Raw genomic sequence first — 13,983 nt, forward strand, 5'->3', positions numbered from 1 at the left:
TCCAACACCACCACCTGCACCGTTGATCAATACTTTTTGTCCGGGCTGGATCTGTCCTTGATCAACCAAACCTTGTACTGCTAGCATTGCGGCATGGGGAAGTGCTGTGGCTTCAACAAATGTCATGGGGTCAGGCTTCAAGGCTAAAGCCGTTTCAGGCACACAGACATACTCGGCAAATCCACCAAACCCACATTCAGAAATATCTCCATAGACCGCATCACCAGGTTTAAACTGCGTGACATTGGGGGCGATCGCTTCAACTCGTCCGGCGATTTCAGCACCAGGAATTGGGATGTTTGGCTTAAACAGACCACAGAGCAAACGGATATAAAATGGTGTGCCTCGCATCAGGCACCAGTCCCAGTCATTGATCGCTGTGGCCTGAATTTTGACTAAGACTTCACCCTCCTTCGGCTTTGGTTTTTCTACCTCTTGAAGCTCAAGCACATCTGATGAACCATATTTTGTTAAAACAATTGCTTTCATGAATTTCTATGTCTTTGATAGTGGTGTATTCCATTGCTGATGTGGACCGGCTTACCCTCCAAATTCTGTCACCATAGTTTCCAAAAAATGCTTTACCTGTTGGGGCGATCGCAAATGGTAAACCTGCTTTGTTGCTTTAGCCGCTTCCACATAAGTGCGGTACTTGGGCGTTAGCTTTTTATGACACAGCCAGACCGTGTTATAGGAATTCAGTGTGCCTTTTACGAGGGGACTATTTTCAGGCCAGCCTTCCGGTGGCACCCAAACACTTTTAACAAATCGCTTGGTGACCCACCAGTAATGTCGCAGCACAGCCATATCGAGATAGACCAGGGTATCGGCTACATCTAGCCGTTGCCAAACCGTATCGAGTGAGCCAAATCCATCAACGATCCATTGCTCCTGTTGCAAGAGGTGATCATGGGCGGCTGTGAACTCGGCATGGGGCACCTGATCACCGCCCGGTCTATATTGCATGAGATCGAGGGGTACCAGGGGTAATCCAGTTATTTCCGCTAAACGTTTGCTGAGGGTCGATTTGCCAGCGCCAGCATTGCCAAATACTGCAACTCTCTTCATAGTTAGGGAGTAGGGAGTAGGTTTTTTACATTTGGGTCAGGAATCGGGAATCGGGAATCGGGAATCGGGAATCGGGAATCGGGAGTTGGAAGTCGTCAGAAGCGGGAAATGGGAAAAATTATCCCGGAAATGATTGTGTATTTTTATACATATGGGTAGAAGTTTATATTATATGAAAGTACCTACTCGCCCCTTTGTAAAAAACCTACCCTTGTAAGGTAGGGAGCAGGGAGCAGGGAAAAAATCATGTCTACCTCATAGATACGAGAAACGCTATAGATGTAAGACAATTCCTAAACTCCGAAACTTAATCATAGCTTACTTCGGATTTCTGACTTCTGACTTGCGGACTTGCGCGTAGCGCTATATCTTGCACCAGTACAAAAAAACTTAATAACGGCAGTGATAACAATCAATTTTAGTACTGAAATAGTCAAAGATTATCACTACTCCCGATTCCCGATTCCCGATTCCCGATTCCCGATTCCCGATTCCCGATTCCCGATTCCCGATTCCCGATTCCCTTTAATTGTTGCTCCAATTCTATCACTTTCCCCTGAATATCTAGACTCCGGTAGAGTTCTAAACTTTCCGTAAAAAATTGGTAAGCCCTTGCTTTAGTATTCCCTTGATTACCCTCAACACGACGCAAGTAAATTTCCCCTAATAGCTGGCGAGCAGAGGCTTCTAGTTTCCGACGGTTGTAGTCTAGGAATATTTGTAGAGATTCCATGGCTAATGCTTCCGCTCGGTCAAGGTTTTCTAAGACATTTACCTCTAGGTAAGCCCGGGAGATATCTAGAATTTCTTCCGCCCTATCGACAATTTCTCCAAGTTCTGAAAGTAACCTTAAGCCCATGGTGTAGTTGGTTTCAAATTGCTCTATCTGTTCCGGTAAAGTAGGATGGTTGGAGGGTAATCGGCGCAAGTGTTCTGAATAGAGTAAGCCAAGAGCGGTATAGTTGTAGGCTTGGTTGGCTTTGTAGTCGTTGGCTTTACTAATTTCGATGGCTTGACCAATACTTTGCTCCCCTTGGCTGAGTAAGTGGAGGGCTTGGGTTGTGTCTGGAGTATTTGTGGCTAGGAGCCGTTGGCTGTTACCAATTTTTCGATACCGATTAGCAATCTTTTCATTTTGACCCAGTTGTTGATGGAGATTTAGGCTTTGCTGGTAATAGTCAATGGCTTTGGTGTAATCACCTAATTCTCGATAACAATCAGCTAGCCAACGCCACTGATTGGCAACATTCTTCTGTAAATCTAACTGGTCATAGAGTTCACGACTTTGTTGGTAAGATGCGATCGCATTTTCATACTGACCCCAAGATTCATAGATTCTACCTAGTTGATAGTAGGCTAATGCTATCCTAGGTTGGTCATCAAGCTGCTGACGAATGGCTAAGTCTTTGAGTTCACAATCAACAGCTTGCTGATATTTACCCCAGTTTCGATAACAATCAGCTAAGTGATACCACAGATTGGCTACATCTTTCTTTTTATTCAACTTATCATAGAGTTCAAGGCTTTGTTGGTAATATGCGATCGCATTTTCATACTGACCCCAATCTTTATAGATTCTACCTAGGTGACCGTAGGCTAATGCTATCCTCGGTTGGTCATCAAGCTGCTGACGGATGGCTAAGTCTTTGAGTTGACAATCGACTGCTTGCTGATATTTACCCCAGTCTCCATAACAAATAGCTAGCCAATACCAGGAATCGGCAACATCTTTCTGTTTATCCAACTGGTGATAAAGGTCAAGGCTTTGTTGGTAGTATGCGATCGCTTGATCATACTTACACCAATCTTGATAAATGTAACCTATCTTCCAGTAGGCTAATGCTATATCTGATTGGTGATCAAGGTGCTGACGGATAGCTAACTCTTTAAGTTGACAATCTACAGCTTGCTGATATTTACCCCAGTCTCGATAACAAACAGCTAGGAATAACCACGAATTGGCGACATCTTTTTGTAAATCCAAGTGCTGATAAAGGTCACGGCTTTTTTCGTGGTATCGAATCGCATTTTCATACTGACCCCAAGTTTGATACATGTAACCGAGCTTCCAGTAGGCTAATGCTATCCTAGGTTGGTCATCAAGCTGTTGACAGATGGCTAAGTCTTTGAGTTCACAATCAACAGCTTGCTGATATCTGCCCCAGTCTCGATAACAATCACCTAGCCAATACCACGAATCGGCGACATCCTTTTGTTTATCCAAGTGGTGATATAGTTCACGGCTTTGTTGGTAGTATGCGATCGCATTTTGATACTGACCCCAATCTTGATAGATTCTACCTAGTTGATAGTAGGCTAATGCTATCCTAGGTTGGTCATCAAGCTGCTGACGAATGGCTAAGTCTTTGAGTTCACAATCGACTGCTTGCTGATATTTGCCCCAGTCTCGATAACAATCACCTAGCCAATACCACAGATTGGCTACATTCTTTTGGTTATCCAACTGCTGATAGAGGTCAAGGCTTTGTTGGTGGTATCGAATCCCTTGATCATACTGACCCCAATCTTGATAGATTCTACCTAGTTGATAGTAAGCTAATGCTATTCTAGGTTGGTCATCAAGCTGCTGACGAATGGCTAAGTCTTTGAGTTCACAATCGACTGCTTGCTGATATTTGCCCCAGTCTCGATAACAATCACCTAGCCTATACCACTGATTGGCGACATCTTTCTGTTTATCCAACTGCTGACAGAGTTCACGGCTTTGTTGGTACCATGCGATCGCTTGATCATACTGACCCCAATCTTGATAGATTCTACCGAGCTGATAGTAGGCTAATGCTACATCTGATTGGTGATCAAGCTGTTGACGGATGGCTAAGTCTTTGAGTTGACAATCGACAGCTTGCTGATATTTACCCCAGTCTCGATAACAATCAGCTAGCCAATACCAGGAATCGGCGACATCCTTTTGTAAATCCAACTGGTGATAGAGTTCACGGCTTTGTTCGTGGTATCGAATCGCTTCGTCATACTTACCCCAAGCTTGATAGATTCTAGCTAGTTGATAGTAAGCTAATGCTCTTTCTGGTGTGTCATCAAGCTGTTGACGGATGGCTAAATCTTTGAGTTGACAATCGAGAGCTTGCTGATAATTATCGGATGTTCGATAAGAAATACCCAGCCAAGACCACAAATCGGCTACATTCTTTTGGTTCCCCAATTGCTGATTGATGTCAAGGCTTTCTTGGTAGAATGCGATCGCTTTATCATATTCCTCCTTTTTCCGGTAACAGGTAGCTATTGCCCAAGCAATATAACCTTTGATTGGACTATCTGGGTTTTGATTAATCTCCTCTAAAATCCCAATAGCCTGATTATAGTTATCCGGGCGGAGGTAAGACAGTGCTGTCACAAACTCTATGGCTTGTTGACTTCCATGATCCCGAATCGGATGTTGTCTGGTTGCTTCCAGAGCTGAGGTCATCTCTTCCCCTAGATCTGTCACTAAATCGATCAGATTATTGAATAGCTTAGGCTCTGCTTGGTTAACTAGCTGTTGAACAAATTCATTTACACCACTAACTAAGGTTTCTCCCGCTTGACCACAAGCTACGTATAAACTTGCTAACTTAGTCTTTACCCATCTCTCTTCATTTAGGTTTAAATTATTAGCTGCTTCTTTGAAATACTTAATCACTTCATCCTTCTGATTAAATCTTTCAATCTCCCGTAGCCTGGTCAACAATTCCTTAATAGTTTCATGTTCAAAGTCTTCATCTAATCCCAAGTAAGTCGAGACTAACTGCTGAATCACCCTGGCTCGAATCTTGCTGTTGACATCAACATCAGCTAAAACCTGACCCGCAAACAGTAAATCTTGCAATACCGATGGGGACTCCCGATATGAAACGGTTGAATCTTCCCCTAAAACTGGCCAAACTAAAACCACATCCTTCGATGAGGTTTTTCTAATCTTAATTTCGCCATCGTCAATCCTAGGCTGATACTCGTCTAAGGGTTTAAACAACTTTGGAACTAACTTATTAATCCGTCTGGGATTCTCACTGCCCAAATACCCTAAGGCTAACAAAATTGGTTCATCCCAACGGGCTTCATATCGATGGGAATTAATAATATCGAGAATCTCACTAACATCATTATCTGCAATATACCGAGCGGCAAAATATTCTTCAAAGGTCAGATGCATAAACCCATAACTACCAGGGGCACGTTCCACAAACAAACCGGTTGTTTCCCTGACCCTGCGCAAAAAATCATTAATTTGCCACTGCACACTCTGGGAATCCGGGTCTTCATCATTGAACTTCCCATGGATTTGGGCGAGTTTTTCCCTAACCTCTGGTTCACTGACTAATCCCGAGGGTTTCTGTTCATGCATCCAGTAAGCCAAGGGAGCCAACAGTCCCATCACCTGACTTTCTTTGAGCACTACGGTCTCAACACCAGGCAATTTTTTGCTCAATTGCCAATCTTCGGTCAAGGTTTGGACCGCTAATTCATAGAGTTTTACCCGTTGATTGGGCAAGCGAGAGCCATTGCGGTGAATTAATGCCAAAATCGTTAACAATAAGGGATTCCCGGTCATACGCTTGACTCCCTCACTGGCTGCGATCGCCTCCTTAAGTTCCCGACTTTGATGATCCGCTTCCTGCTGCCAATAGTGCTGACTGGCATCCGGCCTTTGAGCTTTTTCCACCGCTAAACACCATCGGTCCAGAAACCGCTCCACCTGTTCCGGTTCCATCTCAGTAATGGTGAAATGGGAAAACCGTTGGCTTAATTTAACCTCCCGATAGCCAGCAATCCGGCTAGTAATCACAAACTTGTTATCACGGAATTTGGTAACAAACTCTTCAATTTGGTTAACTATCTGTTGGCGTATTTCCTGATTAAACACTTCATCTAAGCCATCCAACAGCACTAGACACATCCCACTATGGAGTTTGTGACATAAATGCTCAAAAATGGTTGTAGTATTATCGGATCTACAAAGTTGACTTGGTTTTGCCCCCCTAGAGTGTGTCTTCAAACTCGGAGATCCCCCTAAATCCCCCTTAAAAAAGGGGGACTTTGAGTATGGCTCCCCCCTTATTAAGGGGGGCTGGGGGGGATCATCATCTTGCGGAAAACTTTGAAAACACGCCCTAACCCCCCAATTTTGGGGGGAAATGCTATCAAAGTCCCCCGCCCCCCTAACCCCCCAATTTTGGGGGGAAATGCTATCAAAGTCCCCCAGAATTGGGGGATTTAGGGGGCTATTGCTAAGTTCGTTATCAGTCTGATTTGTAAATTCACTTTGCCACTGCTGAGAGAATTCCCTAAGAAACTGTTGCAAGCTCAAGTCGGATTGGGTTGCCAAGCGTTCCGCATAATCAGCAATCCGAAAGAACACCGGTAAGCGAGTTTGCCCCAAATTCTCGTTAGCCTCCCCTGCCAATACCGTTTTCTGGTCATCCCGTTGAGCGGTGGCAAAATGGAGCGCTAGATATTTCAGCAGGGTAGTTTTCCCAGCACCAGGGTCTCCCAAAATCACGCTATACTGACTATCCTGTATAGCTTTCGCTAAATCAACCTTTTCCGGAATAGTTTTAGTACTGCTAGAGATATCGATATCCTGGGGTATTGCTTCAAACTCATCAAACCTAATCGAAGGGCTAGATAAATTAGCTTTAGATAAATGCCTAGCATCGGAGCTATCAACCACCAGCTTCTGACGTTCAGCCTTGAGGGAAATATAAACCTGATCCAGAAAAATATCGACTTGGCGCTGCACCTGCATCACGCCACTAAACTTGAGATAAGAATTCTGGGCAATTAACCAATCCAGATAGGGATAAAATAACTGTGCCAGGGGGGGATGGGTTTGAAATTCCACAATCTGCTCCCGCCAATCCCAGAAATCCGGAGCCCGGAGGCGAAACTCATCCAAAAATTGTGGTTTATTGAGCCAAAACATCAATACCATGTCTCGCTCAAACAGGGATTCTCTACCGACATTCAGTCGTTTTAGCTCTTTGATGCGACGAGGTATCTCCAACTGATCAATCCCGAAGGCCATGATCAGAGGACGACTGGGAGCAGGAGTGTTGACAGAGGTCTCTTGATCAACGGGATTGAGACGGTATAGAAAATTAATTAAAGAATCCTGACTGTAGAAAAAGTTGCGAACCTGAAACTCTTCCTCACTAAAGGCTTCTTGATTAACAACAGATGTAAACTGCTGCACCACCGGATGGTTGGGACCACTTTCGGGAGCAATAGCAAAAATAATGGTGGTGCCACTAGATAGTGCTAGAGTCGTGACTAAGCTATCCAGCTCATTATGGTCAGCAGGCGTCAATGGGTCAGGGGCTGTTTCCATGGGTGAATCTTGAGTGAGAGTGGGGAGATGGGGAGATGGGGAGATGGGGAGTGTGGGAGCGAGGATTAGTATTCACAAAAATCGTTAATTTATTGGATTTATGAGGTTGAGAAGAGTACCTCATAATAGATGCAAGAAACCCTATCAATTCTAAATTCTAAATTCTAAATTCCCTATTACCCATTACCATCGCGACTACTCAGAAATTGCCTTTCTGAAAAACCTCATTGCCTCAACTGTAGACGCCATTACTACAGACCTAGTTAACAACTCCATATCTAGGTCTGGTAACACCTCTGAGGTATAAATTCGTTCGTAACCGTCTGCTCTGAGATGATGTAAGGTAAATAGACCATCTTCCCAGAACCAGACTTCAGGTACACCCAACTCCCGATAGCGATTGAGTTTGGAGAGATTACCACTGGTAAAAACTACTTCGATAGATAAGTCTGGAATTTTCTTTGGCTTTCCGATACAATAAGACTCATCCGCTTGTGCTGAGGCTACCCCTGGTTTTTCTTGGGTAAAGCTTCCTGTAGGGGTGAACTCAATTCCCTTTTCTTCAAAGTAGATAGCTAACAGAATCCCGATCAAGCGGCTAAAGGTTTCGTGGTCTTGAGAAACTGCCAAGATTTCTACTTCTCCTCTGTAGTAGAATAACCGTATTCCTGGTGAATCAACAAAGCTCTGTTCCAGTAATTTGAATTGTTGCCAATTCATCCCAGAGTGAATCAGCCGTTGGTCTTTTGGTTTTGAGAGTGTCTGTGTCATTGCTTCCATTCCCGATTACCCATGCCCTTCCCCCCTTTTTAAGCAGGGCTGTTTAATTCTAACAAAACCCAAAGCCTAGACCGTCAGCCGTCCGCTTTTAGCTCACGCTACGTAAGCATTCAGCCGTCAGCAGTCAGCTGTCAGCCATTCCTGTCCCGTGGCCATAGGGCAAGGCTCAAGCTAAGCGAACAGCTTATTTTATTCAAAATTACGGCGTTGCTGAATCAAGGAATGAATGCGCGGACATCTGGTTTTAGTCAAGCCCCCTAAATCCCCCAATTTTGCGGTGCGACCCAAGGGCGATTTACTCGCCCATTGGAAAGCGCACCGGAAGGGACTTTGAAAGTCTTGTTCCCCCCAAAATTGGGGGGCTAGGGCGTGTCTTCAAACTCCGAGTACCCCCGTTTCCCTTAAAAAAGGGGGACTTTGAGTATGGCTCCCCCCTTAATAAGGGGGGCTGGGGGGGATCTAATATCTTGCGGAAAACTTTGAAAACACACCCTAGGGGGGCGAAATCCACTTAACTGCGTAAGTCCTGATTTAATCAGATATAGCGTTTGTATTTGATTTGTGAACATACTCCCAAAGGGCAAGAGGCAACAGGCAACAGGCAACAGGCAAGAGTAACCCACCCGACACCTGACGTCAAATTAAAAAACCTACACCCTACACCCTACACCCTGCTCCGAAGTCCCTGCTCCCTAAAACCCAGAGATTTGTACCTCATCAGTATAATAATTGCTAGATATGATTAATCACAACGATGCTAAAAAATCTGCTCAAAAAAATCTACTAAAACTATTCCGTATACCCCTAAAAGCCACTCTAATTGGGTTTTTCCTTATCAATGGAGGATGCTTGGGAGGATGCTTAGCCCAGACAATTCCACTGACCGAAAATCTGATTAACCTCGATTCCGATCACGGCGAACAGTTACTGATGGCAAGCCAAGCCCGAGAAGACTATTTGCCCCTAAGTATTCAGTTTGTGACTCAGGAAAAGCTTACTTACTGTGGAGTAGCTAGTATGGTTATGGTGCTGAATGCTTTATCAATTCAAGCTCCAAAAGCACCCGAATTTAGGACTAACCGCTTCACCCAGAAGAATGTTTTGAATGCCAAAACTGAGCAAGTGCGCATGGCTGAGGTGATTGCTCGTCGGGGCATGACTTTGGAACAATTAGCAGGATTATTGGAAACTTATCCAGTTAGAGCAGAGGTTTACCATGGTGGTGATTTGACCCTGGATGAGTTTCGCAACATAGTGGTGAAGAATTTGCAAGAAGCGGAAAATTTTGTCTTAGTCAATTACTCACGCAAAGCCATTGCTCAGAAAGGTCCGGGACATATTTCTCCTTTAGCTGCCTACAACCAAGAAGCAGACCGTTTTCTGATCCTAGATGTCTCTCGTTACAAATATCCTCCGGTCTGGGTCAAGGCTGAAGAATTGTGGCAAGCAATGGCGACTAAGGATTCAGAGTCTAAAAAGACACGGGGGTTTGTGCTGGTGAGTCCCCGTTGATTGTCAAATTGATGGCATTTTCATTAATCTATCAATATTGAGGTTTATTTTAAGCTGACAGCTGACAGCTGACAGCTGAAGGCTTACAAATTAATCATTAAAATTAATCGGTTCTCCCATTGATCAATGTTTTGTCTGTGACCAGCAAAGACAAGAAAATAAGTAATGGCAAAAACACAATTGCCCAGCCAAGTCCTAAAGCCCAGGCTGGGTATCCTTCATAGGGAGTCCTAATATCTTTTGAAAACTGGGTTGCTAGCAAAGCGACTAAAGCCATAGGAATCAGGTATTTTATAGAAAAATTCCACCATTTACCAACCGTCCAATCACTAACTTGGTTCATGTATCGTCGCAGCTTTTCTGCACCATACACCCATCCCACTAGGATAGATTGGAAAATAGCTACCAACATCAAGTTATAGTTAGTAACAAAATGATCTACAATATCTAAAATGTATAATCCAGCTCTGGTAGTGTAAATAATTCCAGCAATAAATCCCCCTAGACAAACCCCAATTGAAACCTTAGCAACATTTCCCTGTTGTTGTTTGTCGAGGATAGTCGCATTCAAAGCTTCTACTAGGGAAAAAGCGCTGTCGATGCCTAGGGAAAGCAGCATCACAAAAAACAGCAGACTGAACAGCCAAGGCAAGGGCATTAAGCTTAAAGCTTCCGGAAAAACCACAAACGCTAGACCCGGACCAGAAGCAGCCAGCTCTGCCAAGGGGGTGTTGGTAACTCCTGCCATATATCCCAAAATTCCGAACACCACAAAACCGGCAAATAAGCTGATACCACTGTTGATCAAGGCAGTTAACCAGGTATCTTTAGCAATGTCATCCTCTGAGTTCTTGTAGCTAGCATAAGTCACCATAATTCCAAATCCCAGAGATAAGGTAAAGAAAATTTGTGAGAATGCAGCTGTCCAAACTTCGGGGTCAACTAATGCACTCCAAACCGGAGTAAGATACAGTTTCCAGCCATTGAGGAAACCTGGTAAAGTTACTGCTCGTAATAGCAATACCCCCAGTAAAATAATCGGAAGTGGCACGCTGTAGACAACGACTTTGCCCACACTGGTCGTGCCTTTCCAAACACAGAAATAAATCAAGACCCAGACTACAAGTAGAGACCATAAGATTGGCCAGTTGATACCACCTAATACGTTGACCCCATCACTGATTTGCAGAACACTATCAAAGAAGTAGCTTTTAGCATCACTCGACCACTTGACCCCAAAGGATGCCAGAAAGTAAATCAAGCTCCAGCCCATGACAACTGCATAATAGGAGACAATGATAAAGGCTGACATCAGGGCAAACAGACCGAGACTGCCGAAATTGGGGTGTAATTTCCTAAATGAGCCTATGGCTCCCCGTTGCATTTTTTGTCCTACCGCAAATTCCAGCATCAACAGTGGAACCCCAATTAGGACTAAAGCGATCAGGTAAGGCACTAGAAATGCTCCCCCACCGTATTTCCCAGCTAGGTAGGGAAAGCGCCACACATTCCCTAAGCCAACTGCAGAACCTACTGCTGCGAGGAGAAATACTGTTCTTGAAGCCCAACGTTGACGAGCCATCTACAATTCCCTCTATCTTGATAGTTCATGCTTCATACTTCATCCTTGATACTTCATCTTTTACAATTCATGCTTCATACTTCATACTTCTTTAAATTATTGTCATCGGTTTGCTTATTCCATCACAGGTTTTAGGGAGTAGGGAGTAGGGAGTAGGGAGTAGGGAGTAGGGAATAGAAAAAAAATTATCTGTATCTCATTACTATGAGAAACTTTTATAGCGTTTCTCGCAGTTATAATATAGAGTCTTCTTTGACGTTGATTTCCTATCTTGATGCAGCGGATCGCTATTCCCTGTTCCCTGTTCCCTGTTCCCTGTTCCCTGTTCCCTGTTCCCTAAAACCCAAAAAATTTGTACCTCACCTAATTGAAAAACCATATATTTCACTTCAACGTGCTTGGTAACTTTACGCCCAGTACTATCGCTCTTCCTGCCATAAACAAGGATAAAGCTAACCAAAGAAGATGAACACTTTGAAACTGCCAAGACGCCACAGCCATAGGGACAAATCCCACCACCAAGGCGATTACGGTAGAATTACGTAAGGTCTGTCCTGCAGCTAAGCCCAGAAAATAACCATCCAGCATAAACGCAATGGAACCAAATCCTAACACCAGGAGTAACCAAGGAACATAGAGAGTAATCGATTCGATCACCTCAGTGTGGTTTGTTAACAGCCCAAAGAGTGTCTGGGGAAACAGGATAAACAGGAAAGCAAAGTTAAGTCCCAATAGCAAACTGCTTCCTCCAGCAATTTTCAATAAAGGGACTAACTGCTCTTTTGCTCCCTGACCTTGTAAATTACCCGTCAGAGTTTCCGTAGCAAATGCCAATCCATCAATAAAATAAACAGCCAAGCTGAACACCTCTAGTATCAAAGCATTTTCCGCCAAGATTGTGGTACCAAGAGCTGAGCTCAAATTGGTAAAAATAGACAAGGTAAAAAGAATCGCTAAGCTTCTGATAAAAAGATTACTATTTAGGGTAAAAGTAGCTTTTATATCCAACAAGTTCCAAATTCGTTTGGCTACTGCTCTTAGCTCTTGCCACTTTATTTCTTGGCTAACTAAAACTATGCCCACTAAAACCATCACGTATTGACTAACTGCTACGGATAATCCAGCGCCAGTGCTTTCCCAACCCCACCGAATAATAGTAAAGTAATCGCAAACTATATTAGCGGTGTTACCGATAATGGACAGCAGCAAAACCTTACCACTCATTTCTCTACCGAGAAACCAACCAATCAGTACGAAATTGAGTAATGTTGCAGGAGCTCCCCAAATCCGAGCATTAAAATAAGCAATACCGGAAAATTTGACATCTGGTGTAGCACTTAACAAAGCAAATCCAAGCTCTCTGAGAGGATACTGTAAACTTAAGATAACTACACCTAAAATCAGAGCAATTAAGCCATTACGAAGTCCCACCAGCAACATAGCATCTCGGTCATTTCCTCCGACAGCTTGAGCGGTTATCCCAGTAGTTCCCATCCGTAAAAAAGCCAAACTATTGTAGATTAAGTTAAACAGGATGGTGGCGAGAGCGACTCCAGCTAAGTGGCGGATTTGATCTAAATGACCTAAGAAAGCCACGCTGATTAAACCCGCAAGGGGTATCATGAGAGTAGAAAGAATATTGATGATCGCCAGTTTCCAGAAGCGATAGACCACATTGTCTTGGTTTGAGCAAGTAAAAGTCATCAATTTATCTTAAAATTTCAGGCATGATTTAGTGTAAAATTAAGGATTTTATACCTTTAAAAAAAGGTTAGCTTAGTGGCTTTATCAAGTCGATACTATAGAGGATAATATTTTTATATCCCGAGATTAATATAGATATAATTATCGACTATAATATAAAGAATTACGACGACCATAACCCTAAAGATGAAACTGATGATTTTTTTGATGTTTTTTTTAAAATTACCTATACAAGGATACCATAAAGGAAAAGTAAAGACTAGTTGCCAGAGTAACAGCAAGGCACCTGGACAAGCTAAAATCAATAAGCTGTTAATTCTTAACTACTGACGGCGGAGGCTGAGGATGAGTAAAGTCAAGACGATTCAAAAACTATACGCGGAATGGGTGACATCAGAGAACTTTCAGCCCTACGGTCAAGTCATCTTTGCAAGTGTTGACGGCAAACCCTATGATCAAGATGATGCTCAGTTAAACCTCGAAAATGGGACATCCCGGTTTTATATCATGCGGCTACACCACAAAGGTCGTAAGTTTGATAAAATTACTCGTCATGTCCAATGTACTCAGTGTCTCGGTTCTCTAGAAGGGAAAGACTGGTTCATGGCTGTAGCTCCTCCCAATCAGGATGACCAACCAGTTTTAGAGGATATTGCGGCTTTTCGGATTCCAGGTAACTGCTTTATTAAATTAGAAGTAGGAACTTGGCACGCTGGTCCCTATTTTGACCAGGAATTTATAGATTTCTACAATTTGGAACTTGCTGATACCAATGTCGTCGATCATTTTACCCATGATTTTCTAGACAGCCATCAGTTACAGTTTGAAATTGTTATAGCAAAGGGAGTAGGGAGTAGGGAGTAGGGAGTAGGGAGTAGGGAGTAGGGAATATGGCCTAAAATAATGATCACAATTCCTACACTGATACCTAGAGTGAGTGATAATATAGAAGGGGGAATTACCAGCAATTACTAATACCATAATTATTCAT

General features: G+C 43.4%; 8 protein-coding genes. 2 read left to right on the forward strand and 6 right to left on the reverse strand.

The genetic code is table 11. The features are described from left to right. From F6K20_RS06135 to F6K20_RS06150, 4 genes are all read right to left on the reverse strand, one after another. A partial coding sequence (locus tag F6K20_RS06135; RefSeq protein WP_287294106.1) for an NAD(P)-dependent alcohol dehydrogenase occupies nt 1-489 on the reverse strand: 489 nt, incomplete at its 3' end. Between the two features lie 51 nt (nt 490-540). Continuing rightward, complete coding sequence (locus F6K20_RS06140) at nt 541-1,068, reverse strand: P-loop NTPase family protein (RefSeq protein ID WP_287294108.1); 528 nt, start codon at nt 1,066-1,068, stop codon at nt 541-543. Nucleotides 1,069-1,501: 433 nt separating this feature from the next. After that, nucleotides 1,502-7,414, reverse strand: a complete 5,913-nt coding sequence (locus F6K20_RS06145; protein WP_287294111.1) for a tetratricopeptide repeat protein — start codon at nt 7,412-7,414, stop codon at nt 1,502-1,504. 195 nt (nt 7,415-7,609) lie between these two features. Next, complete coding sequence (locus F6K20_RS06150; protein WP_044492501.1) at nt 7,610-8,185, reverse strand: Uma2 family endonuclease; 576 nt, start codon at nt 8,183-8,185, stop codon at nt 7,610-7,612. Nucleotides 8,186-8,932: 747 nt separating this feature from the next. On the opposite strand from F6K20_RS06150, the gene F6K20_RS06155 reads away from it, so the two are divergent. Continuing rightward, on the forward strand, nt 8,933-9,706 hold the full coding sequence (locus F6K20_RS06155; protein WP_009149408.1) for a phytochelatin synthase family protein: 774 nt from the start codon (nt 8,933-8,935) through the stop codon (nt 9,704-9,706). 103 nt (nt 9,707-9,809) lie between these two features. Here the strand turns inward: F6K20_RS06155 and F6K20_RS06160 are convergent, their stop codons facing one another. Both F6K20_RS06160 and gntT read right to left on the reverse strand, forming a co-directional pair. Then, the gene (locus tag F6K20_RS06160; RefSeq protein WP_009149410.1) at nt 9,810-11,288 is read right to left on the reverse strand and encodes a sodium-dependent transporter; all 1,479 of its coding nucleotides are present in this window, start codon (nt 11,286-11,288) and stop codon (nt 9,810-9,812) included. Between the two features lie 384 nt (nt 11,289-11,672). After that, nucleotides 11,673-12,992, reverse strand: a complete 1,320-nt coding sequence (gene gntT, locus F6K20_RS06165; RefSeq protein WP_009149415.1) for a guanitoxin biosynthesis MATE family efflux transporter GntT — start codon at nt 12,990-12,992, stop codon at nt 11,673-11,675. A 345-nt stretch (nt 12,993-13,337) separates the two neighbouring features. Here gntT and F6K20_RS06170 point away from each other — a divergent pair, with 345 nt between their 5' ends. After that, the gene (locus tag F6K20_RS06170; protein ID WP_009149420.1) at nt 13,338-13,856 is read left to right on the forward strand and encodes an ureidoglycolate lyase; all 519 of its coding nucleotides are present in this window, start codon (nt 13,338-13,340) and stop codon (nt 13,854-13,856) included. Nucleotides 13,857-13,983 lie beyond the last annotated feature (127 nt).

This window comes from Moorena sp. SIO2C4 (assembly GCF_010672485.1).
In the GTDB taxonomy this organism is placed as follows: Bacteria; Cyanobacteriota; Cyanobacteriia; order Cyanobacteriales; family Coleofasciculaceae; genus Moorena; species Moorena producens.

What these genes read in the sequence shown, in the direction of transcription:
- F6K20_RS06140 (WP_287294108.1), bottom strand. Translation starts at nt 1,068, where the DNA reads ATGAAGAGAGTTGCAGTATTTGGCAATGCTGGCGCTGGCAAATCGACC.
- F6K20_RS06145 (WP_287294111.1), bottom strand. Translation starts at nt 7,414, where the DNA reads ATGGAAACAGCCCCTGACCCATTGACGCCTGCTGACCATAATGAGCTG.
- F6K20_RS06150 (WP_044492501.1), bottom strand. Translation starts at nt 8,185, where the DNA reads ATGACACAGACACTCTCAAAACCAAAAGACCAACGGCTGATTCACTCT.
- F6K20_RS06155 (WP_009149408.1), top strand. Translation starts at nt 8,933, where the DNA reads ATGATTAATCACAACGATGCTAAAAAATCTGCTCAAAAAAATCTACTA.
- F6K20_RS06160 (WP_009149410.1), bottom strand. Translation starts at nt 11,288, where the DNA reads ATGGCTCGTCAACGTTGGGCTTCAAGAACAGTATTTCTCCTCGCAGCA.
- gntT (WP_009149415.1), bottom strand. Translation starts at nt 12,992, where the DNA reads ATGACTTTTACTTGCTCAAACCAAGACAATGTGGTCTATCGCTTCTGG.
- F6K20_RS06170 (WP_009149420.1), top strand. Translation starts at nt 13,338, where the DNA reads ATGAGTAAAGTCAAGACGATTCAAAAACTATACGCGGAATGGGTGACA.